Origin of the sequence: Arthrobacter woluwensis (assembly GCF_900105345.1) — a bacterium.
In the GTDB taxonomy this organism is placed as follows: domain Bacteria; phylum Actinomycetota; class Actinomycetes; order Actinomycetales; family Micrococcaceae; genus Arthrobacter_E; species Arthrobacter_E woluwensis.
In genome coordinates this window covers 2109573-2130243 of the sequence record NZ_FNSN01000003.1, presented here as the reverse complement: position 1 = coordinate 2130243, position 20671 = coordinate 2109573, and the positions used below count along the sequence as shown (strand labels likewise).

The 20671-nt window shown below is 68.0% G+C and carries 21 protein-coding genes; 13 read left to right on the top strand and 8 right to left on the bottom strand.

All coding sequences use genetic code 11. From position 1 onward, the window contains the following. Position 1 precedes the first annotated feature (1 nt). From pstC to BLV63_RS10395, 4 genes are all read right to left on the bottom strand, one after another. Positions 2–1027, bottom strand: a complete 1026-nt coding sequence (gene pstC, locus BLV63_RS10410) for a phosphate ABC transporter permease subunit PstC (RefSeq protein ID WP_066212421.1) — start codon at positions 1025–1027, stop codon at positions 2–4. Beyond that, the gene (locus BLV63_RS10405; RefSeq protein WP_066212419.1) at positions 1024–3807 is read right to left on the bottom strand and encodes a hypothetical protein; all 2784 of its coding nucleotides are present in this window, start codon (positions 3805–3807) and stop codon (positions 1024–1026) included. Before BLV63_RS10405 ends, pstC begins: the two co-directional genes overlap by 4 nt. Positions 3808–3871: 64 nt before the next feature. Next, the gene (locus BLV63_RS10400; RefSeq protein ID WP_169795508.1) at positions 3872–5143 is read right to left on the bottom strand and encodes an Ig-like domain repeat protein; all 1272 of its coding nucleotides are present in this window, start codon (positions 5141–5143) and stop codon (positions 3872–3874) included. Between the two features lie 95 nt (positions 5144–5238). Then, a complete protein-coding gene (locus BLV63_RS10395) occupies positions 5239–6303 on the bottom strand; it encodes a substrate-binding domain-containing protein (RefSeq protein ID WP_066212416.1) in 1065 nt (354 codons plus the stop codon). Positions 6304–7033: 730 nt separating this feature from the next. On the opposite strand from BLV63_RS10395, the gene BLV63_RS10390 reads away from it, so the two are divergent. From BLV63_RS10390 to BLV63_RS10375, 4 genes are read left to right on the top strand one after another with little or no spacing between them, the layout of a single operon-like run. Next, positions 7034–7372 (top strand): PadR family transcriptional regulator, encoded by a 339-nt coding sequence (locus BLV63_RS10390; protein ID WP_066212415.1) that lies wholly within the window; start codon positions 7034–7036, stop codon positions 7370–7372. Between the two features lie 2 nt (positions 7373–7374). Then, positions 7375–7746 carry a DUF1048 domain-containing protein gene (locus BLV63_RS10385; RefSeq protein ID WP_066212413.1) on the top strand — a complete coding sequence of 124 codons (372 nt, stop codon included), beginning with the start codon at positions 7375–7377 and terminating at the stop codon, positions 7744–7746. Further along, a complete protein-coding gene (locus tag BLV63_RS10380) occupies positions 7743–8519 on the top strand; it encodes an ABC transporter ATP-binding protein (protein ID WP_066212412.1) in 777 nt (258 codons plus the stop codon). Before BLV63_RS10385 ends, BLV63_RS10380 begins: the two co-directional genes overlap by 4 nt. Continuing rightward, positions 8516–9283, top strand: a complete 768-nt coding sequence (locus BLV63_RS10375; protein ID WP_066212411.1) for an ABC transporter permease — start codon at positions 8516–8518, stop codon at positions 9281–9283. The genes BLV63_RS10380 and BLV63_RS10375 overlap by 4 nt, the downstream gene beginning before the upstream one ends. A gap of 82 nt (positions 9284–9365) precedes the next feature. Here the strand turns inward: BLV63_RS10375 and idi are convergent, their stop codons facing one another. The 3 genes from idi to BLV63_RS10360 are packed head-to-tail and all read right to left on the bottom strand — an operon-like array spanning position 9366 to position 11093. Next, positions 9366–9923, bottom strand: a complete 558-nt coding sequence (gene idi, locus BLV63_RS10370; RefSeq protein WP_066212408.1) for an isopentenyl-diphosphate Delta-isomerase — start codon at positions 9921–9923, stop codon at positions 9366–9368. Further along, positions 9920–10297: a hypothetical protein gene (locus BLV63_RS18350; protein WP_139244673.1), complete on the bottom strand. Its 378-nt coding sequence runs from the start codon at positions 10295–10297 to the stop codon at positions 9920–9922. The genes idi and BLV63_RS18350 overlap by 4 nt, the downstream gene beginning before the upstream one ends. A 7-nt stretch (positions 10298–10304) precedes the next feature. Next, on the bottom strand, positions 10305–11093 hold the full coding sequence (locus BLV63_RS10360; protein ID WP_066212404.1) for a TspO-related membrane protein: 789 nt from the start codon (positions 11091–11093) through the stop codon (positions 10305–10307). A 121-nt stretch (positions 11094–11214) separates the two neighbouring features. On the opposite strand from BLV63_RS10360, the gene BLV63_RS10355 reads away from it, so the two are divergent. From BLV63_RS10355 to BLV63_RS10315, 9 genes are all read left to right on the top strand, one after another. Continuing rightward, positions 11215–12342 carry a polyprenyl synthetase family protein gene (locus tag BLV63_RS10355; RefSeq protein WP_066212402.1) on the top strand — a complete coding sequence of 376 codons (1128 nt, stop codon included), beginning with the start codon at positions 11215–11217 and terminating at the stop codon, positions 12340–12342. After that, entirely contained in the window at positions 12342–13298 is a 957-nt protein-coding gene (locus BLV63_RS10350; RefSeq protein ID WP_066212400.1) for a phytoene/squalene synthase family protein, read from the top strand. The genes BLV63_RS10355 and BLV63_RS10350 overlap by 1 nt, the downstream gene beginning before the upstream one ends. Beyond that, positions 13295–14926, top strand: a complete 1632-nt coding sequence (crtI, locus tag BLV63_RS10345; protein ID WP_066212399.1) for a phytoene desaturase family protein — start codon at positions 13295–13297, stop codon at positions 14924–14926. Before BLV63_RS10350 ends, crtI begins: the two co-directional genes overlap by 4 nt. Beyond that, positions 14923–15261 carry a lycopene cyclase domain-containing protein gene (locus BLV63_RS10340; RefSeq protein ID WP_255218033.1) on the top strand — a complete coding sequence of 113 codons (339 nt, stop codon included), beginning with the start codon at positions 14923–14925 and terminating at the stop codon, positions 15259–15261. The genes crtI and BLV63_RS10340 overlap by 4 nt, the downstream gene beginning before the upstream one ends. After that, positions 15258–15608 (top strand): lycopene cyclase domain-containing protein, encoded by a 351-nt coding sequence (locus BLV63_RS10335; RefSeq protein ID WP_066212398.1) that lies wholly within the window; start codon positions 15258–15260, stop codon positions 15606–15608. Before BLV63_RS10340 ends, BLV63_RS10335 begins: the two co-directional genes overlap by 4 nt. Then, positions 15592–16497 (top strand): prenyltransferase, encoded by a 906-nt coding sequence (locus BLV63_RS10330; RefSeq protein ID WP_066213042.1) that lies wholly within the window; start codon positions 15592–15594, stop codon positions 16495–16497. The genes BLV63_RS10335 and BLV63_RS10330 overlap by 17 nt, the downstream gene beginning before the upstream one ends. Positions 16498–16636: 139 nt before the next feature. After that, positions 16637–18064: a ferredoxin reductase family protein gene (locus BLV63_RS10325; protein WP_066212396.1), complete on the top strand. Its 1428-nt coding sequence runs from the start codon at positions 16637–16639 to the stop codon at positions 18062–18064. Beyond that, the gene (locus BLV63_RS10320) at positions 18061–18582 is read left to right on the top strand and encodes an FMN-binding protein (RefSeq protein WP_066212395.1); all 522 of its coding nucleotides are present in this window, start codon (positions 18061–18063) and stop codon (positions 18580–18582) included. The genes BLV63_RS10325 and BLV63_RS10320 overlap by 4 nt, the downstream gene beginning before the upstream one ends. Before the next feature lie 22 nt (positions 18583–18604). Continuing rightward, positions 18605–19393 (top strand): FAD:protein FMN transferase, encoded by a 789-nt coding sequence (locus BLV63_RS10315; protein WP_139244672.1) that lies wholly within the window; start codon positions 18605–18607, stop codon positions 19391–19393. 24 nt (positions 19394–19417) lie between these two features. On the opposite strand, the gene BLV63_RS10310 is transcribed toward BLV63_RS10315, so the two are convergent. Further along, the gene (locus BLV63_RS10310) at positions 19418–20662 is read right to left on the bottom strand and encodes a lipase family protein (protein ID WP_074784236.1); all 1245 of its coding nucleotides are present in this window, start codon (positions 20660–20662) and stop codon (positions 19418–19420) included. Positions 20663–20671: the final 9 nt, after the last annotated feature.

The window sequence follows — 20671 nt, the reverse complement described above, 5'->3', positions numbered from 1 at the left end:
CTCAGGCCTCGCTTTCCGCGCCCGACCGCGACCGCGCGATGATGGCGGACGCGGTGAAGTTGACCAGCATGGTCAGCACGAACAGGGCGAGTCCAGCGGCCATCAGGGCGGACATGGTGAACTCGTTGGCCTCCCCGTATTTCAGGGCGATGAGGGCCGCCACCGAGTTGGCTCCGGTCTGGAGGATGTGGAAGTTGATGGCGTACGACGCCGTGTTGATGATCAGGTAGATCGCGATCGTCTCACCGAGCGCCCGGCCCAGCCCGAGCATGGTCCCGCCGATGATCCCGCCCTTGCCGAACGGGATCACGACCGAACGGATCATGCCCCAGCGGGTCGCGCCCAGCGCATAAGCGCCTTCCCGCTCCCCGATCGGCGCCCGCGAGAAGGACTCCATCATGACCGACGTCTGAATGGGCAGGATCATGAGCGCGACGACGAGTCCCGCGATGAACGTGGACGAGGTGTAGAGCGAATCATTGGGCAGTGGATTGTCCGGCTCGACGCCATCGACGGCGAACAGGGGGATCCAGCCGAACCAGGTGGACAGCCAGCGGGCGAAGGGGACGATCTGGACCTGCAGGTAGCTCAGGCCCCAGAGACCGAAGACCACTGAGGGCACGGCCGCCATCAAGTCGATCACCGAGGTGAGGATGCTCCTCACCCGCCCGCCGGCCACCTCGGTGATGAACAGCGCCGTGCCGAGAGCCAGTGGCAGGGAGACGGTCAGCGCGACGGCGGCGATCAGCACGGAACCGGTGATCACCGCCGCGATGCCGAAGTTGTTGTTCTCCGGAGCCCATTCTTGGGTCACGAGGAAGTTCCCCAGACCCACCGAGTTGATCGCCGAGATGCCGTTCCCGGCGAGGAACAGCCCCACCAGGGCCATGACCGCCAGGACGACCACACCGCCGCTGCGGGTGAGAGCCCTGAACCACAGGTCCTTCCGTTCGAGCACCTGGCGGATCTTGCGCGGACCGGAGGGAGGCGCTTCGAGAGCCGCCTCGTTGCGGATCGACGTGCTCATGCCGCTCCCCCGCCCCGGAGCCGCTTCAGCACGGGCGACACGATGGCCGCCACGAGCGCGAGCCCCAGCAGGACGAACAAGCCGTAACTGGCCCACGCGGCCGGGGTCACCGCGGTGACCCCGTTGCTGACGGGGCTCGCGGCGTCGGCCTGCGGGGTGGCCTTGCCCCCGTTCGGTGCGGCTGGACCGGCGGCGGCTGCCGCGTCGGCCGGTTCCGCTGCGGGCTTCGCCCCGCCGTCGTCGCCCTTGGCATCCGGCACGAGAGGCGCCAGCAGGCTCTGCGCCCCGCTGACCGTCCGGCCCTTGTCGGGGAGAAGCGGGCTGGTCCCGGTCGGCTTGCTCTCGGACGGAGCCGCGGTGGCACACCCGGGCTTCTTCCCGCCCGTGAAGGTGACGAGCGCACACGAGGCGTGAGCCTTCATGGCGGCCGTGACGGGCGCATAACCCGGAGGCAGCTGCCCGACGCCGAATCCCGGCTTCTGCCCCGGGCCCGTCATGTAGGTGATGACCTTGTCGATCTGCCGCACGACGTCGGGGGTGGCCTTCGGTCCTGGTTTGAGGGCCGCATACACCGGCATCGCCAGCGGGTACGCGCCCGAGGCCAAGGCCTTCGCGGGGTCCGGCTGGGGTGCCGCTTCGGACGTGAACGTCGTCGACGCCGCCGTCAGGGAGGACTCGTCGGCGCCCACGCACTTCTTTCCGTCGTCGTCGCAGAGTAGCGCGGTCTGCAGCTGGTAGTTGGCTGCTGTCGCGGTGTCGGTGACGCCGAAGACCGAGGAGGTGCCTTCCTTGGGGTTCTTGCTGCCGTCCGCCGTCCACTTACCGGGAGGCGGGACCTGGCACCCTTCCGCGGTGCTGCACCACTTGTCAGTGTTCTGGATGAAGAGCATCCGGGACGTGCGCACGCCCGCCGTCTCCATGGTGTCCACGCGCGGATAGGAGTCGGGCAGGGTGCGCGGAAACGACAGGCCGTCGACGACCTTGACCGGGTCACCCTGCGTCCAGAGGACCTGAGGATAGGCGCCGGAATAGGGCGGGTAGATCTGCGGCGCATCCACGAACTCGGGGACCTTGGACGCTGCCGCACGCTGAGCCGAGGCGCTCGCCTCCAGCGTCTTCGCCTGGGACTCGCAGCCGGTGTAGGTCCTGCTCGAGTAGAAGGGCTGCACCGTCATGCCGTCCGGATCGGGGCATCCGCTGAGGAAGGACGATGCCGCCTTGTCCCGGCCCAGCCAGGTCCACAAGATCTGAGCCGCATCAGAGTTGAGCGATTCGAGGTTGAAATTCTGGTTCTGCAGTTCAGCGAGGTACGGGGGCTTGGCCGGATCGAAGGTGTAGTCCGGATTCAGCCGCCGGAACTCCGGATCGTCCGAGAGAAAGTTGGGCGAGACGTAGCCGGGCGGCTGCGGGATGTTCTTGATGGCCTGTGCGTAACTGCTCGTGAGCATCTTGGCGATGAGCCGGGCGTTGAGTTTGAGTCCGGTCACCGCGCCGTCGAACCGGGGCTGTCCGGGCGCCGGCTCATTCGTGTAGCCGGCGCGGTAGGCGATGACGACTCCGGAGAGCGCCACCGGCACGTGCTGTGCCCCGTCGGACGGCCGCGTCGTGAACGCCAGCGGGTTGCCGCCGGCCTGCTGATTCCTCGCCGTGGCGTCCGACACCTTGGCGAGTGCGAGTCCCTGGCCTTGGCCGCACAGAGCGGGGATCCAGGAGGACCCCGACCTGGAGATCAGTTCCGAACCGGAGGAGATCAGGCGTTGCTGCGTGCTCGAGCAGGGCTTGGGGATGTCCCGGAAGCCGAGTTTGACCTGCAGACGCTGAGCCCACGCTGCCGGGCTGGCGACCTTGCTGAGTTGAAGCTGCCCGACCCGGGGCACCGCCACGAGCCAGCAGCTGCTGGTCGACGGGGCGTCATCACGCTTGCCGCAGCCCATGAACTTCGCCTCGGCGCCGGTGTGGACTTCGAAGGGCGCGCTGACGCTCCCTGTCTTGTTCACGGTCAGACGGGACACCTCGTTGGTGGAACTCTGGTTGATGACCGGGCTCGTGAGCGGGTACCCGGACACCACTGATCCGTCGATTCCGGTGACCTTCAGATAGCCGTCCTGGTCGATCAGACCGCGGCGCTCCCAATCGCCTCCTGCAAGCAGTGGATCCCCTCCGACCTGCTGGGCGAACGACGTCGGGCCGTCGGTCGCCCACCGTCCCCATCCGGCAGCCCCGAGCTCGCAGGTGGAGGGATCCGGAGCTTGTGCCTTCGGGTCTGGTTTGCCGTCGGGACCGGGCGCTCCCCAGCACTGGAAGACCTGGAACTGGTCGTTGTCGGGAGCCGTTCCGCCGGGGTTGATGTCCGGGGACGGATCCGCGAGCCCCTCCAGCCGGACGGAAATGGTCTGGTTCGTCAGTCCCCTGCTCTGGGAGACCGTCATGCGCATCCCGCCGCGGCCGTTGTCCGGCCCGAGGAGGGACTGCACCGAGTTCCTGATCCGGGCCGGGATGTCCGCGTACGTCTTACCCGCGGTGTGGGGCAACGGGGTGTCCCGCTCCCGGGGCACCGTGTTCTCCGGGGCGTTGCCCGTGTTGTCCCAGCGGACGGTGACGACGGAATCCGAGTCGAAAGTGCCGTCCGGTCCCCAGGCGTTGCCGTTCGACGGCGGGGGTGCTGCTTGAGCGTCGGCCGGTATGGTCAGCGGCAGCGACACGGCGGCGAGCGAGGCCATGGTCACCGCTGCGATGAACGCACGACGTCGGAGGACGGACGGAAGAGTACGCAAGAGCATGAGGTGAGATCTTTCGTGGAACACGAGCTATAAGAAGGCAGGAGCGAGGCCAGTGTGCTGAGTCTCAGTGGCCGCGCTTCCTCGCCCGCCGGGTCAGGACGTTGAAGCCGAAGGCGAAACCGGTGACCAGGACCAGGGCGGCCGCGAACAGGCCGGTGATCTCTTCGGGTGAGGAGGCCGTCTGACCGATCCAGCCGGTCAGCGGGGCGAAGCCGCTGTTGATCCCGGGAGTGTGTGCGTCACTTCCCGTAAGAGGAGCTGCGCTGCCGGCGGAGGCTCCAGGACCTGGATCGGAACTGTCCTCACTCGGAGAGGACGACGGCGTTTCCGAGGTCTCGCTGGCCGTGGGCGTGGCGGATGGGGTGCCGGTGGGAGTCGGCGTCGTAGGAGTCGTCGCAAGGACCGTCACGGACACCGCCGTCGACTCGGAACCGCCATAGGAGGGTCCGGAACCGCTCGGTTCGGCGGGGACGAACTTCGCGGTGTAGCTGTGGACCGAGCCCGGGGCCAGGTTCTTCACCGCGAGGGCGGCTTTGCCGGCCGACACCGTCTGCTGACCGACCTTGGTGGCACCCTCGTAAAATTCGATGACGCCCTGAGCGTCGTCGGCGAGCCCGCCCGCGATTTCCGCATTGACCTCTGCCGTGAGCTCCACGGAGCTTGCCTTACCTGCACCGCTCAGCTTGGTGGTCGTGGGGTTGAGCTTGGCAGGAGTGCTCCAGTTCTTCACATCGGCGCCGGTCGAGAGGGTGGTCCACGCCGTCACAGCTTTACCGTCGATCCCCTGAACCGTGGTCTTGCCGATCCACGTGTCCATGTCGAGTACGCTCTCCACGCAAAGGACCCCGATGCTGTAGCTGTGGTTCGGCTTCAGGACAGAGGGCAGGGCGGACTTGGCGACCCAATTGTTTCCGGTATTGAAGATCTCCCCGGTGTAGGACGAGAGCTTCGTGCTCCCGTCGCGCAGGAGGCCGGTGTCGGAGAACGCCACGAGGACGCCGGCGTCGATCAATGACTGTGGTGTGGTGTTCGCATCCACCACGGGCAGTTCGCTGCCCTGTTCGGCGATGAACGGTATCGCGCTGACCGTTCCCTCGCTGCTCGTAGGACATTCGAGTGACCCGGTGACGGTCACGGGATATCCGCCGGGAGGGACGCCGGAGTCCCCCGAGGCGTACCAGGATCCGGAATTCGGTTCGAGGGCGATGGCACCTGCTCCGGAACCGTCGCCGGGTGCCGCTGCGACGGGAGGGACGGCCAGCGAACCGGCGAGGACGAAAGAACCCAGGAATGCCAAGCCGAGCGCGCGGCCGATGCGGGGCAGAGAGTAATTCACGATGCTGCTTTCGGAAATGGGATGCGAGTGAGGTTGGCCTGGGCCGTGGGCCGGGATCATGAATCCCGGCCCACAGCCGCAGGGTGAATCGATCGTCAGTGCTTGTACGCCGACTGGTGCGCGGCCAGACCCGCTCCGATCGTGGGGTTGCCGACGTAGGAGAGGTTCTGGAAGCCGTACGACTTGATCGCGTTCTGAGCGTTGGTGGTCGCCAGGTTCGTCTTCAGCGTGGTGGTCGCCAGAGTGGTGCTGTTGGTGTATTCGCTGGTCTTGACGACGTTGTACGTGTCACGGGCGAAGGTGCCGACACCGGAAGTGGGCTCGGTGGTGGTGGAGCCGTACAGCGCTCCAGGTGCCAGGCTCGGGGCGGTGCCGGTGGTCGGGGCCTGGCCGTTGAGGGTGGCCAGTTCCAGACCCGCGGTGGTGTTGGTGATGCGGTTGTTGCGCTGCGCGATCCACTGCGCGGCGGAGAACGGGATGACGTCTCCGGCGGTGGTGAGCTGGGCGCCGTCGTTCTCCGCGCCGACGGTGGTGACGCAGGTGCCCGGGGTGGTGATGCCCAGGGCTGCGAGGAAGAACGCCCGGGTGCCGGAGTTGGCCTGGGGCAGCTTCGGGTGGACGGTGACGGTGCTGGTGCCGGCGGTGATGGTGTTGACCGTGCAGTTGTAGATGCCCTGCAGCTGGGCGGTGGTCAGGGACACGGGACCGGCCGTGGTCTTGACCGCCAGGCTGACGGCGTCACGGGCGAACGGCAAGTAGGTCAGATCGGTGCCGTTCTTCGCCGCAGCAGAAGACGAACGCGCGAAGCTGATCTTGCCCTGGACGTTGACGTTGCCGGACGGGCCGGGGTAGCCACCGGTCCAGGCGGGGTCGACGGCGGCGCTCAGGGCCTGCACGCCGGCGCCGGATCCGGCCGGACGGTTGATGGTGGTGGAGGCGTCGAGATTGATGGTCGTGCTGGTGCCGAGGAACGCATTCCAGGAGGCGACATTCGTGTCCAGATTGGACAGGCCGTTCCACACATCCTGCGTGGTGTCGGAGCCGACGGCGTTGATCGGACGGGGGGACGAGGTCGGGTCGGCCTGGGCGGCGCCCGTACCGATCAGGGTGGCCGTCACAGCGGCGACGGCGAGGGTTGAAAACTTGAGAGCCTTCTTCATGGCTGCTCGTCTCCTTGATAAAGTGGGTTCGAGTGCTGAAACTGAGCTCCGGACATGCGAATGCCCGGGCGCTTTGTGACTTCATTGCTCCAGGAACGGTTTTCCGTTCCTGCGGGAACTCCGGCTTGGTCGTCCAAAACTCTTGCCGGAGTTCCCACTTTCAATCCTTGGGCCGCCCGATTCGGGACACCAGCAACAGCAGGTGAACCAGACGCGAAGTTCTGGTGAATCGCTTGCGGGACCAGAGGCGCGGCTGCTAAACAAAACTTGTCCCGTGTTTTGTCACTTCGTCAGTGTTACGGGCATCACCAGGGCGGCAGACCCGCTCACAACCTTCAGATATCCCGCGCAGGGGCCCGATTTCCGCGGATCTGACAGGCCAGTCTCATTTCACGGAAGCCGCGACGCCACCCGATGCCCTCGAAGTCCGGGCTCCGATTGTGACGAAAAGGGTTCACACGAGTCGGCCTCGCCGGCCTGTTTGCTGTGAAGAAACCATGAATCCCGGCGGCCCCACCTCCGGCAAATCAACCTTCGGCGGTTACCCAAACGCTTGAAGGTTAACGGAAGGTGCCACTCCCCCGTCGCCTCCAGAGCGCTCGAAGCCCCCGCACCGCCCTCCACAGAAGATCCTTCGTCACTTTTTCACTATTCAGTCTTGCTAGGTACCGGTACTCAGTGATACTTTCTAGCAGTACCAAGTGTTACTGAGTAGTGAAGGGAGGAACCGATGGGCAAGCAGATGACCGAGATGCTCAAAGGCACTCTGGAGGGCATCGTCCTCGCCCTCCTGGCCGAGCAGCCGGCCTATGGATATGAGATCACCGCACGCCTGCGGGACCGGGGTTTCGCCGACATCGCCGAGGGCACCATCTACGCCCTCCTGGTGCGGCTCGAGCAGAAGAAGCTCGTGGACGTCCAGAAAGTGCCGAGCGAGAAAGGGCCGCCCCGGAAGGTGTTCACCCTCAACGCGCAGGGAGCCCAGGAGCTCGACGAGTTCTGGAAGACCTGGACATTCCTCGCACAGCACATCGAACAGCTGAACAAGACCGGAAACAAGGAGAACTGATCATGGCCGCGAAATGGATCGAAGCGCTCACCGGATCGCTCGAACAGAAGAAGCAGTACCGCCAGGCGAAGGCCCGGCTCGACGCCCTCCCCTCGCCGTACCGGGAGGTCGCCAACGCCCAGCACCGGTACTCGATGTACTACGGCGGGATCACCGACGGCGACACCCTCGTCCAGATGTTCCTGGACCTGGCCGACCTCTGGGAGCGTGCGGCGCTGGACGGCACCCCCATCAGCGCCATCGTCGGCGAGGATCCCGTGGAATTCGCTGAGAACTACGCCCAGTCCTACGGTGGCGCCCAGTGGATCGACAAGGAGCGCGCCCGCCTCATCAAGGCGGTCGACGACGCGAAGACACAGGAGGACAGGCCATGAGCGCGCCGGCAATCTCCGTCCGTGGCATCGAGAAATCGTACAAGGACCTCCCGGTCCTCCGCGGCGTCGATTTCGAGGTCGAAAGGGGCGGGATCTTCGCCCTTCTCGGCTCCAACGGCGCCGGAAAGACCACCATGGTGCGGATCCTCTCAACCCTCCTTCAGGCCGACGCCGGCACCGCCACGGTGCTGGGCCACGACGTCGCGCGTGAAGGCCTGAGCGTCCGCGAAGTCATCAGCCTCACCGGCCAGTTCGCGGCCGTGGACGAGATCCTCACCGGCCGCGAGAACCTGGTGCTGGTCGCGAAACTCCGCCATGTGCCCGATCCGGGAGGCGTCGCCGACGAACTCCTGGCGGCGTTCCGTCTCACGGAGGCCGGCGGCCGGAAGGCCGGCAGCTATTCCGGAGGCATGCGGCGCCGTCTCGACATCGCGATGAGCCTGGTGGGGCATCCCGAGGTGATCTATCTGGACGAGCCGACCACCGGACTCGACCCCGAAGCCCGCCTCGAAGTCTGGGAGCTCGTCAAGGGTCTCGCCGCCGGCGGCACCACGGTCCTGCTGACCACGCAGTACCTCGACGAGGCGGAGCATCTGGCCGACCGCATCGCCATCCTGCATGAAGGCCGGATCATCGCCAACGGCACCCTGACGGAGCTCAAGCGGCTCCTTCCGGCGGCCACGGTGGAGTACGTCGAGAAACAGCCGACGCTCGAGGAGATCTTCCTCCAGCTCATCGGTCCACGTCAGACCCAGAAGGAGGACGCGTCATGAGCACTCACGCGCTCGCGGACACCGCGACACTCACCGGCCGCTCCCTGCGGCACATCTTCCGCAGCGCGGACACGATCATCACCACGGCGGTCACCCCGATCGCCCTGATGCTGCTCTTCGTCTACGTGTTCGGAGGAGCACTCCGGCAGAGCACCGGCACCGAGAACTACGTCAACTACCTGCTGCCGGGTATCCTGCTCATCGCCATCGCCTCCGGCATCGCGTACACGGCGTTCCGGCTGTTCACCGATCTGCAGAGCGGGATCTTCGAACGGTTCCACTCCATGCCGATCGCACGGTCCAGCGTGCTGTGGGCCCATGTGCTGACCTCGATGGTGGCCAACGGGATCACGCTGGTGATCATCTTCGGCGTCGGGTTCCTCATGGGCTTCCGCACCGGAGCGAGCGTGCTCGCCTGGCTCGGCGTCATCGGGATCCTGCTCCTCTTCACCCTGGCGCTCACCTGGCTCGCCATCATCGCGGGCCTGAGCGCCAAGACGACCGACGGCGCCAGCGCCTTCTCCTACCCGCTCATCTTCCTGCCGTTCATCAGCTCGGCCTTCGTGCCGACCGCCACCATGCCCGGTCCGGTCCGGTGGTTCGCCGAGAACCAGCCCGTGACCTCGATCGTGAACACGATCCAGGCGCTGTTCGCCGGGCAGCCGGTGGGAAGCGACATCTGGGTGGCGCTGGCCTGGTGCGTCGGCATCCTCGTGGTCGCCTACGTGCTGGCGATCGCCGCCTACCGGAAGAAGATCAGTTGAGCGCAGCGAGCGATACGGAACGCTCCGCCCGGGTCCTTGCCCGGACGGGGCGTTTCGCCGCGCTCGCAACCGGTCCGGGAGGCTACTCGTGCTCCGGGGCCTGCCATAGTCCGCGGCCGAGTTCCGCGTGCTGCAGCACGAGCCACGGGCTGAAGACGAACGGCGTCGCGGTGACCGCCTGGTCCACGCGGTTCGAGGTCGCCCAGGCCCACGAATCGACCTCCTCCGGGGCGGGTTCAGGGTCGCGCGTGGCCCTGGCGACGAACACCGGGCAGATCTCGTGCTCCACCACGCCACTGGAGTCCACGGCCCGGTACCGGAAATCCGGCAGGACGGTGCGCACGTCGTCGATCTCGAGTCCCAGTTCCTCCCGCGCGCGACGCCGGACGGCCTCCTCCAGCGGCTCCCCCGGCGCCGGATGGCCACAGAAGGAATTGGTCCAGACTCCCGGCCATGCCGCCTTGGAGAGGCTCCGCCTGGTCAGCAGCACCCTGCCCTCCCCGTCGATGAGGTGACAGGAGAAGGCGAGGTGGAGCGGCGTCGTCGCGGTGTGGACCGTGGCGCGTGGCGCCGTGCCCAGAGGATCGCCCTGTTCGGAGACCAACTGGACGAGTGACGTGTCGTACTGTGGAACGCTCATGGGCGCCTTTCCGTAGGGGTGTGGACGGACCGGTTCAGGCGCTCTCCGACACCGCGGAGCACACTCCGCCGGAACGGGAGCAGCCTGGCCCAGTGGAACCGGGCGGACCGGTCGTGATGCGGGAGGAAGATCACCCGCTGCCGGCAGACGCACTCGCCTCCGAGGTCCGCGAGCGACAGCTCCAGCCAGAGACGGCCCTGCCGGAGGTGGCCCGCTCGCAGGAGCAGGGACTTCCCCGGCTCCACTGATTCGATGCACCAATAGCTCTTGCCCCGGCCGCCCGGTGTGGCGATGCCGGACGATCCATAAGCATCGATCACCCGCCAGACGTCCCGGGCACTGGAGGTGCAGCGCCATTCCCTGGTCTCCGTCAACACGGGACTAAGCCCTGACCGTCCGGCGGCGCGCCAGGAGCAGCGCCGCCCCCAGCGTCAGGATGACGACGGCGAGCAGCGCCTCGAGTGCGACACCGGCGGAGTAGCGGGGACCCTGCCAGCGCGCGACGGCGATCCAGGCGACGCCCCAGAGCATCGACACGAGCGGCGTCCACGCCCCGCGGTGCGCCAGCGCCAGCCCGAGAAGCACCACGACGGCGAGCACCACGGCCGCGGCGGGAACCTCGGGCCACGCGACTCCGGCCCAGGCGAGCACCGCCGCGACGTTCGCCACGGTCGCGACGCAGATCCAGCCGAGGTAGAGGCCGAAGGCCGCGACGCTCAGCACCCACTCCACACCGGCCCCGGGCGTGATCCCCTCGGTCAGCACGAGAATCCGGCACAGGACCGCCAGCAGCAGCACCATGACCACCAGCGTGGCCGGAAGACTGCCGAGCTGCGCCGCCCACAACCACGCGGCATTGAGGAGCATCGACGCGGCGGCCCACGGCCGGAGCCGCCGCTGCAGGGCATCCTTCCGGGCCCGGCGCCCGAGCTGCCAGACCGCATAGGCCAGGAGCCCCAGGTAGATCACACTCCAGATGCCGAACGCGGCGTTGGCCGGGGCCAGTGGAGTGGCGGTGCTGGAAAGATATCCTCCCGCCGCGGATGCGACCGGGGTCAGACCGAACGCCCCGGACCCTCCTGCCGCGAGCAGCAGCGCCAGAAGGGCCGCCGCAAGGGTGGCCACGGCGGCGACGAGGTGTGACTTCGGGGACTGCAGTGCCATCGACATGATGTCCTCCTCTGGACAATCGAGCGTTCCTAGACAACCATATTTGTAGATAGTCGAGATATACAACAAGCTAGATGTTCTAGGAGCTAGGCAGTTCTGCCGGCCGAGTCAAGGAGTGGACATGAGCAGTGTGACCCAGACGGCGTGGACGGCGCCGGAGCATCACCTTCCCGAGACCCAGACCTCCCACCATCCGGCCACGTCCGCACCTGCGGTCGCGACCTGGCCCCGCACTTCCCGCCTGGTGGATGAGCAGATCGTGGACATCATCACCTCGGCGATCGACGGCACCAACTCCGTGCACGCCCGCGGTCTATGGCGCCACCTCGCCGATTCCTTCGAAGGCGGCAAGCGGCTCCGTCCCCAGCTCGTCTGGACGAGCTACGCGGCGTTCGGCGGGACGGACGAGGTCCGCTGCTCGGCTCTCGGCGCCGCCTTCGAACTCCTCCATGCGGCGCTCGTGATCCACGACGACGTGATCGACCAGGACCTCACCCGGCGGGGCCGCAGCAACATCGCCGGCATCTACGGCCGAGGAGCCCTCGAGCGCGGATTGCCGGAGGAGGAGGCTCGCCACGTGGGCCGCTCGGTCGCCATCGTCGCCGGGGACATGCTGCTGGCCGCCGCCTTCCGCGCGGTGCGGGAACTCAACTGCCCGGAGCCGGCACGCCGGGCGATCGCAGACCTCATGGACCGTGCCGTGGCCGACGCGGCCGGCGGCGAACTCGAGGACATCCTCATCGCCCAGGACACGTCGATCTCGCTCGGGGACGTGCTCGAAATGGAGCGCCAGAAGACCGCCGTGTACTCCTTCGCGGCGCCCCTCGCCGCCGGAGCCCTGCTGGCGGGGGCGCCTGCCGCATCCGCCGCGGCCCTCGAGCTGCTGGGCGAGAAGGTCGGCATCGCCTACCAGGTCATTGACGACGTCCTCGGCACCTTCGGGGACCCGGGCCAGACCGGGAAATCCGTCACCTCCGACCTGCGCGGCGGCAAGATGACGGCCCTGACGGCGCTCGGCAAGCGCGACCCGCAGGTCTCCTCCCGCCTGCACGCGGCCGCCGACTCCGACGACGCCGTCGAGGCCCTGAAAGCGGCGCTGCACCACGCGGGGGCGGACGACTCAGCCCTGGCGCTGGCCCATGAGCTCGTCAGCGAAGCTCTCCAGGACGCGGCGGACGCCGGCCTGCCGGCTCCCCTGCGCACCGATCTGACCCGTATCTGCAACCACGTCCTGCACCGGGAGAACTGATGTCCCTCTCGCTGAAATCCCGCATCGGTCCACGGGCCGGACGGCACGATGCACCCGATCCTCTCGCCCGCTACTCCTCGGCCGCGAGCGCGGGGTCGGTCGTGATCATCCGCCGCTACTCGACCTCCTTCTCCCTCGCGTGCCGGCTGCTCCCCCGATCCGCCCGGCAGGACATCGCCAACGTCTACGCTCTCGTCCGCCTGGCCGATGAGGTGGTGGATGGCGCGGCCGCTCATGCCGGGTTCTCCGTCGAGGAAGTCCTGGCCTGCCTCGACGGTCTGGAGCAGGAGACACTGCTGGCCCTCGACCGCGGGTACAGCGCCAACCCGGTCGTGCACGCCTTCGCGGAGACAGCCCGGAGGACGGGGATCGACCCGGCCCTCGTGACGCCCTTCTTCGCGTCCATGCGTCGGGACTGCGTCGCGGTGCCGCACACGGCGGATTCCGTGGAGACGTACATCTACGGCTCCGCCGAAGTGGTCGGTCTGATGTGCCTGCGGGTGTTCCTCAGCGCGGACGAGGACGCTCGGGAATCCCCGGCGGGACGGTGGGAGGAGCTGGCGGAACCGGCGCGGCGCCTGGGCGCGGCGTTCCAGAAGGTCAACTTCCTGCGGGACCTGTGCGAAGACACCGTGGAACTCGGCCGCGGATACTTCCCCGGCATCGAGGACGGCACCCTGACCGAGACACAGAAGAACGTTCTCGTCGACGGCATCCGGGATGATCTGCGGGCCGCGCTTCCGGGCGTGCGGCGGCTGCCGGCGTCGTGCCGTAAAGCCGTGGAGCTCGCCTATGCCTTGTTCGCGGCGCTCACCGACCGGCTCGCGGCCACCCCCGCAGCCGTGGTGGCGCACGAGCGCGTCCGCGTGCCCGGCCGGGAGAAGGCCTGCCTGGCAGGCGCGGTCCTCCTCGGGCTGGGTCCGGCGCGCGGTGCGGGACGGCAGGTGTCCGCATGAGCGCCCGGACGCAGGACCGCTTGCGGGTCGCGATCATCGGCGCGGGCGCCTCGGGGCTGGCGACGGCGGGCTTGCTGGCCCGTGACGGCCACGACGTCACCGTGTTCGATCAGTGCGAGCAGGTCGGCGGACGGGCCGGACGCTGGGAGAAGGACGGGTTCCGGTTCGACACCGGCCCGTCCTGGTATCTCATGCCGGAGGTCATCGACCACTGGTTCCGGCTCATGGGGACCTCAGCCGAGGCCGAGCTGACCCTGACGCGGCTGGACCCGGGTTACCGGACGTTCTTCGAAGGCGAGCCGGCGCCCCGGGACGTCCCGGTCGGCGCCGACCGGGCGGCAGCGCTGTTCGACACGCTCGACCCTGGGAGCGGTGCGGAACTCACCCGCTACCTCCGGGAGGCCGGGGACCTGTACGACACGGCGCTGCGGCACTTCCTGTACGACGATTTCTCTTCGGCCCGGTTTCTGACCCATCCGGAGGTGCTGCGCAGGGTCCCGCGGCTGCTGTCGGCGCTCGGCCGGAGCCTGGCCGGCGTGACCCGGCACCGGTTCCGGGACCACCGGCAGCAGCAGATCCTGGGATACCCCGCGGTGTTCCTGGGGACCACGCCCTACAAGGCCCCAGCGCTGTATCAGCTCATGAGCCACCTCGATCTGGAGCAAGGCGTGCTCTACCCGCAGGGCGGCTTCGCGGCGTTCATCGACGCGATGGCCCGGCTCAGCGTCGCGGCGGGCGCCGCGATCGTCACGTCGGCGCGTGTGGAGCGCATCCTGACCTCCCCGGGCCCTGGCGGCACCACCGCCACGGGCATCGAATGGACGGACGACGCCGGCACGACGCATCGCCACGACGCGGACCTGGTGGTGGGCGCGGCGGATCTCCATCATCTGGAGAACGCCCTCCTGCCCGAGGCACTCCGCACCCACCCGGAGAAGGCCTGGCGTCGCCGAGACCCCGGCCCGGGGGCGTTCCTCGCCTGCCTCGGCGTCCGCGGGGCCCTGCCGGAGCTCAGTCATCACAACCTCTTCTTCAGCCGGGACTGGCGCAAGGACTTCGACTGGATCAGCGACTCCCGGTCGCCCCACACCGTCCCGGATCCCGACGCGCTGCCGAAGACCACCTCGGTCTATGTCAGCAAGACGAGCGCGAGTGATCCGGGCGTCGCCCCGGACGGGGGCGAGAGCCTCTTCGTGCTCGTCCCCTCCCCCGCCCGCCCCGAGTGGGGGCGAGGCGGCGTGGACGGCAACGGCGCCGCCATGGTCGAAGCGGCCGTGGATCACGTCGTGGACCAGATCGCGGCGTGGGCGGGGATCCCGGACCTGGCCTCCCGCATCGTGGTGCGGAGGACCCTGGGACCGGCCGACTTTGAGGCGGACTTCAATGCGTGGCGCGGCGGAGCCCTGGGACTGGCCCACACGCTGCGCCAGAGCGCGTTCTTCCGACCCGGCACCGTGAGCCGCAAGGTTCAGGGGCTGCACTACGCCGGGGCTTCGGTCCGCCCCGGGATCGGCCTGCCGATGTGCCTGATCAGCGCGGAGCTGGTGCTCAAACGGGTGCGTGGTGAACGGCGTGCGGGCCCGGCCGTCCCCGCACCGCACCAGGCGTCCGCTCTGGAGGCCCGGTGACGTATCTGCTCGCTCTCCTCGTAAGCGCTGCCGGAATGGCCGTGCTCGACCGGCGCTGGCGCCTCGTCATGTGGCGCGCCCCACGCTCGGGCGCCGTGGTGGTGCTGCTCGGCACGGCGTTCTTCCTGGTGTGGGATCTGGTCGCGATCGGGCTGGGCATCTTCCGGCACGGCGACTCGGCGCACATGACCGGAGTCCTCCTCGCCCCGGAGCTTCCCCTCGAAGAACCGGTGTTCCTGGCGTTCCTCTGCTACACGGCGCTCGTGCTGTTCGCGGGTGCTGAACGGGTCTTCGAACACGTCCAGGAGCGACGGCGGAAGCGGGTGGGCTCGTGAGTTATCTCGCGCTGGATGCCGTGTTCCTCGTCGTCTGCGGCGCCGTGACCGCGGGAGTGGCGAGGGCCGCCCGGCGACGCGGCACACGGCGAGGCGACGCCCGGGTGAGCTGGCCCGCGGTGGCGATCGCCGGCGTCGTGCTGCTGGCGCTCACGGCGGTGTTCGACAACGTGATGATCGCCGTCGGACTGTTCTCCTACGACCCCGAGAGCCTCAGCGGCGTGCACCTCGGCAAGGTCCCGCTGGAGGACTTCGCCTATCCCGTGGCGGCGGCCCTGATGCTCCCAGTGCTCTGGGTGCTCCTCCGTGGACGCGAGAGGCGGCGTGGCCATGACGCGGACCGCTGATCTGCTGCGCAAGGTCTTCGTGGCCTCGCGCCCCATCTCGTGGCCCAACACCGCCTTTCCCTTCGCCGCCGCGTACTTTCTGACGGCCGGGGTGGTCGACTGGAAACTCGTAGTGGGGACGCTCTTCTTCCTCATCCCCTACAACGCGGCGATGTACGGCACGAACGATGTCTTCGACTACGAGTCCGACCTGCGCAATCCCCGCAAGGGCGGCGTCGAGGGCGCGGTGCTCGACCCGTCGCTGCACCGCCCCGTCCTGTACCTGGTGTGGGGCTCGTGCGTGCCGTTCGTCATCGCCCTGGTGCTCGGCGGCGGGCCGTGGAGCTGGGTCGTGCTGGCCGTTTCGCTGTTCGCCGTCGCGGCCTACAGCGTCGCCGGGCTGCGCTTCAAAGAGAAGCCGGTCCTGGACTCGATCACGTCGAGCACGCACTTCGTCTCCCCCGCGCTGTACGGTCTGGTGCTCGCGGGCTGGGCGCCGGGCGGCTCGGCGGTCGTGACGCCCGACGACGCCGCGGTCGGCGTGAGCGTGCTCTGCGCCTTCTTCCTCTGGGGCATGGCGAGCCACGCCTTCGGGGCGATCCAGGACATCCTCCCGGACCGCGCCGCCGGCATCGACTCGATCGGCACGCTGCTCGGCAGTCGCGTGACCCTCGGCCTGGTGCTGGTCTGCTACACCGCCGCCGGAGCGGTCCTCCTGGTGACGGGAGGGCCGGTCCGTTGGACGGGGCTTCTCGCGATCCCGTACCTCCTCAATGTGGCCCCGTATCTCGGCGTGCGGGATGAGACGTCGGAACGGACCCGTCCCGGCTGGCGGAGGTTCTTGTGGCTGAATTACCTGACGGGCTTCGCGGTCACGCTGACCATGATCGGGCTCAGCCTGGGGATCTGAGGGCGGCGCAGCCTCCCAAGTATCGGCCTTCTACGCTGCGCCAGGGGCATCACACAGCGCGGGCACAGCACCCGAGGCGAAAGTGGTAGCCAGAAGGCTTGTCGGATCCCCCGCAGGCCACTGGCCCAGGAGCAAGACTATGGATACGATCGCCGGCACGAGGTGGACACCCGCGGAGGAGACTCCCCGCCCGGCCGACCTCGGGCGGACCTGGCGCCGGGCATTGCGTCGCCGATTGCTGGTCGCCGACATCGCTGTCGCCCTGTGCTGGGCTTCGACAGCGCTCGCCGTCGGTTTGTATCTCGTCCACGGCGCGCTCGCGGCGATGGCCTCACCGGCAGATGCCGTCAATGGGCTGGGAATCGTCACCGGCCTTGCGGGCACTAATCTCATCCTGATCATGGTGGTGCTCGCCGCACGGATCCCCTGGCTGGACCGGGCCGTGGGTCAGGACGTGGTGATGGGCTGGCACCGGGCCCTGGGGAAACCGGTGCTGTACCTCCTGACGGCACATGCCGTCCTGCTGACCGTCGGATACGCCCTGCAGGATGGGACCTCGGTCATCGCAGAGACGTCGTCCTTCCTCGGCGTCGGGGATCTGGTCTACGCCTACGTTGCTTTCGCCCTGCTGCTCGCCGTCGTGGTCACGTCGCTCATCGCCGTGCGCCGTCGCTTCGCCTACGAGCTCTGGCATGTGGTCCATCTGCTCAGTTACGCGGCAGTCCTGTTCGCGCTGCCGCACCAGCTCAGTGTGGGTGGTGTGCTCGCCGACGGAACGATCCAGCGAATCTACTGGATTCTGCTGTACGTCGCGGCCTACGCCGCGATTCTGTGGTTCCGGATCGTGAAGCCCCTGGTGGGATCCCTGCGGCACCGTTTCCGGGTCACCGCGGTCGAGCGGGTCGCGGCCGACGTCGTGTCGATCCATCTCCACGGACGGAACCAAGAGCGGCTGAGAGTTAGCGGCGGACAGTATGCGAACTGGCGCTTCCTCACGGCACGCGACTGGTGGCACGCTCATCCGCTGTCGTATTCGGCCCTGTCCGACGACGGCGGTGTGCGGCTCACGGTACGGCTCACCGGTTCGGGCACCCGCTCGCTCAGTGCGCTGCGTCCCGGTACCCCCGTGATGGTCGAGGGTCCCTACGGGCTGTTCACGAAGGCCGCCCGCACTCAGCCGTCGGTCGCGCTCATGGCGGCAGGGATCGGCGTCACTCCGATCCGTTCGATGCTGGAGGAACTCGCCCCGGCACCCGGCGAAGCGACCATCCTCCTCCGGGCCAGTGACGAATCCCAGCTGTACCTCTGGAACGAGATGCTCTCGCTGAGCCGTCGTTACGGAGCCGACTGTTATGCGGATCTCGGATCGAGGTCAACGGTCCGGGCACCTTGGCTTTCCGCGGCCGCAGTGCAACGGGGTGTCACCCTCGAATCGGTGTTTCCAAGGATCACCGACTCCGACCTGTATGTCTGCGGCCCCTCGGCCTGGACTGATGCCGTGGTCCGCGACGCCAAGCGGGCCGGTCTGAAGGATCACCAGATCCACGTGGAAAGGTTCGACTGGTGAGGGCCCGCGCTGCCTGGGGCGGAGCGCTCTCCGCCGCGGCCATCCTGATCGGCTCGTGGAGCGTGAGCAAGTCTCCTGCTTCTCATGCCATCGTTTCGGTCGCCGGATCCGTCACGCCGTCCACCGGGGCGCGATCGACTGCCGTTCCCCAGCCCTCTACCGGCACAGGTGGTGTTTCAGACACAGGAAACGCCGGCAGTGGGTCAGCGCCGACGTCGGCGGCCACGTCGGCGGCCAAGAAGGCGAGCGGCACTTACACGGGAAGCGTCATCGGCACACGGTACGGCAATGTCCAGGTGCAAGTGGTCCTCGCCCAGGGAAAGATCACGGACGTCATCGCCTTGCAACTCACGGACCAGGACGGACGCTCGCAACAGATCAGCAGCATGGCCGCACCCATCCTCCGGCAGGAGGTCCTGGCGGCACAGTCGGCGTCGGTCGACTCGGTCTCAGGTGCGACCTATACGTCCGAGGGCTACCTCCAGTCCCTCCAGGCTGCGCTGGATCAGGCGCAGTGACGTGGGATCGGAGGACCGGGCCATGAGCCGATCCGTGTTCACCTCCATGGGCACCGTGATCAGCCTGCTGACGCCCGGACCGCAGCCGGCCGCCCACGTCATGGCCGACGTCGAACGCGAGTTCTACGACCGCGACCAGCGATTCAGCCTCTACCGTGCCGACTCCGAGATCAGCGTGATCGCACGCGGAGACTTGCCAGTCGTCAACGCCAGCGGGGCGTTCAGGTCGACCCTGAACCGCGCCGCAGGCTGGGAGGACGCCACTCACGGCGCTTTCCGCACGAGGGCTCCCGACGGCGTCCTGGACCTCTCGGGGCTGGTCAAGGCTGAGGCTCTGGAGGCCGCAGGAAACCGGCTCCTCGCGGCGGGCGACGCAAACTGGCTGCTCAACGCCGGCGGTGATGTTCTGGTGGCCGGCCGGAACGGCCCCATACCGTGGGCGGTCGGTATCGTTGATCCCCTGGACAAGGCGGCCCTCATCACGTCGGTTCAGTTGGAAGGGCAGTGGCGCGCCCTGGCCACGTCTGGCATCGCCGAGCGTGGTGAACATATTTGGGGACCTCCCGGTCACGCCGACTTCCTCCAGGTGTCGGTCCTTGCACCGGACATCGTCACCGCCGATGTCCTCGCGACGTCGATCATGGCGGGCGGGCGGCAGACCCTTGAGGCGTGCGCTTCCCGGTGGGACATCGATGCTCTCTGCGTCACCCGGGACGACCAGTTGTTCATCACCCCGCGACTGCGGGCTCACGTGACGGCGGCCTTCAGGAGTGGCGCCGCTGACCGGCGGTCCGTCCCGGATGCTTCCTGAGCCGGGAGGGACCGCTCAGGACGGTCAGAGCGTCCAGCAGTTGTTCGTCGCGGGCAGGCCCCGGAATCGCGCCTCGAAGAACGCCAGCGTTGCCGCGAAGTGCGGTGCTGCTCCGCCCACGTGGGTCGGCACGGGGGTCGGAACGAAGTTCACGGTCGTCCCGGCCGTGCACCAGCGCTGCGCCAGACCCTTGCCCACACGGTACGGGATGACGTCATCCGCCACCGAGTGCGTGATGAGGACGGGAGCCCCGGGACGCGCGCGGCCGATCAGCTGGTCCGCCAGCATCGTGGAGATGGGGGCCTGCTGAGCGAGCTGCGTGAACGACTGTCCCGAAGACGACAGGTTCGCCATCTTCACGTAACTGTTCTGCGGCAGGTTCCAGACGCAATGGCCGGACACTTCGGCGGCCTTCGCCTGCCCGGCCGCGTTGAGGAACGACGCCGGGTCGACACCGTAGGAGCTGAACAGCCCGTCCAGCGCGAAGAGCATGAACTCGGCGTACAAACCGCCATCCAGCGAGGTTCCGACCGCGGTGAGGTCCGCGGGGACGGCCCCGGCGGACACCCCCTTGATCTGAAGCTCCGGAGCATAGCTCGGTGCGAGTTCGGCCGCGGCGGCCGCGGCCCCGCCGCCCTGCGAATACCCGTCGACGCCGATCGGTGACTGCGCGCTCAGTCCGGTGCCGGGAAGCGAGATGGCCGCCCGCGCCATGTCCAGCACGGCACGGCCCTGAGACACCCGGTCCATGTAGGTGTGGATCCCTGCGGTTCCGAGGCCTTCGTAATCGGTGATCGCCACGGCGTAGCCCCGGCTCAGCAGTGTGCCGACGAACACTTCTTCGTACTCCGCGGCGAAAGCCAGCAGACGGGAGGGCGCACACTGGTCGGCAAGACCCTGCGTGCCGACCGCGAACGAGATCAGCGGTCGCTTTCCGGGACCGGACCACGCGGTCTTGGGGGTGATCACCGTGCCGGTGACACCCACCGGGGTCCCGGTCCGGTTCGTCGTCTTGTACATGATCCGCTGGGACGTGATGAGCGTGCCACGCAGATTGAGAGGATCCAGGTGGAAGGGCGCCGGTTCGGCCTTGATGACGGCGCCGTTCTGGGCCGGGAGCTGTGCCGGCGCCTGATAGAACGCCGGCCGGGTCGCGTCACCCGGATCGGTGAGAGGAGCCGCCTGGGCCGGGGCCCCGGGCAACAGCGAGAGGACAGTGAGCAGTGAAACCATGGCCGCAGTGGCGACGCGGCGAGTCAACGATGTCATGGTGGCCTT

Coding starts and splice junctions, on each gene's coding strand:
- BLV63_RS10325 (WP_066212396.1), top strand. CDS start 16,637: ATGGATACGATCGCCGGCACGAGGTGGACACCCGCGGAGGAGACTCCC.
- BLV63_RS10405 (WP_066212419.1), bottom strand. CDS start 3,807: ATGCTCTTGCGTACTCTTCCGTCCGTCCTCCGACGTCGTGCGTTCATC.
- pstC (WP_066212421.1), bottom strand. CDS start 1,027: ATGAGCACGTCGATCCGCAACGAGGCGGCTCTCGAAGCGCCTCCCTCC.
- BLV63_RS10380 (WP_066212412.1), top strand. CDS start 7,743: ATGAGCGCGCCGGCAATCTCCGTCCGTGGCATCGAGAAATCGTACAAG.
- BLV63_RS10350 (WP_066212400.1), top strand. CDS start 12,342: ATGTCCCTCTCGCTGAAATCCCGCATCGGTCCACGGGCCGGACGGCAC.
- BLV63_RS10315 (WP_139244672.1), top strand. CDS start 18,605: ATGAGCCGATCCGTGTTCACCTCCATGGGCACCGTGATCAGCCTGCTG.
- idi (WP_066212408.1), bottom strand. CDS start 9,923: ATGAGCGTTCCACAGTACGACACGTCACTCGTCCAGTTGGTCTCCGAA.
- BLV63_RS10360 (WP_066212404.1), bottom strand. CDS start 11,093: ATGTCGATGGCACTGCAGTCCCCGAAGTCACACCTCGTCGCCGCCGTG.
- BLV63_RS10310 (WP_074784236.1), bottom strand. CDS start 20,662: ATGACATCGTTGACTCGCCGCGTCGCCACTGCGGCCATGGTTTCACTG.
- BLV63_RS10395 (WP_066212416.1), bottom strand. CDS start 6,303: ATGAAGAAGGCTCTCAAGTTTTCAACCCTCGCCGTCGCCGCTGTGACG.
- crtI (WP_066212399.1), top strand. CDS start 13,295: ATGAGCGCCCGGACGCAGGACCGCTTGCGGGTCGCGATCATCGGCGCG.
- BLV63_RS10385 (WP_066212413.1), top strand. CDS start 7,375: ATGGCCGCGAAATGGATCGAAGCGCTCACCGGATCGCTCGAACAGAAG.
- BLV63_RS10390 (WP_066212415.1), top strand. CDS start 7,034: ATGGGCAAGCAGATGACCGAGATGCTCAAAGGCACTCTGGAGGGCATC.
- BLV63_RS10355 (WP_066212402.1), top strand. CDS start 11,215: ATGAGCAGTGTGACCCAGACGGCGTGGACGGCGCCGGAGCATCACCTT.
- BLV63_RS10330 (WP_066213042.1), top strand. CDS start 15,592: ATGACGCGGACCGCTGATCTGCTGCGCAAGGTCTTCGTGGCCTCGCGC.
- BLV63_RS10375 (WP_066212411.1), top strand. CDS start 8,516: ATGAGCACTCACGCGCTCGCGGACACCGCGACACTCACCGGCCGCTCC.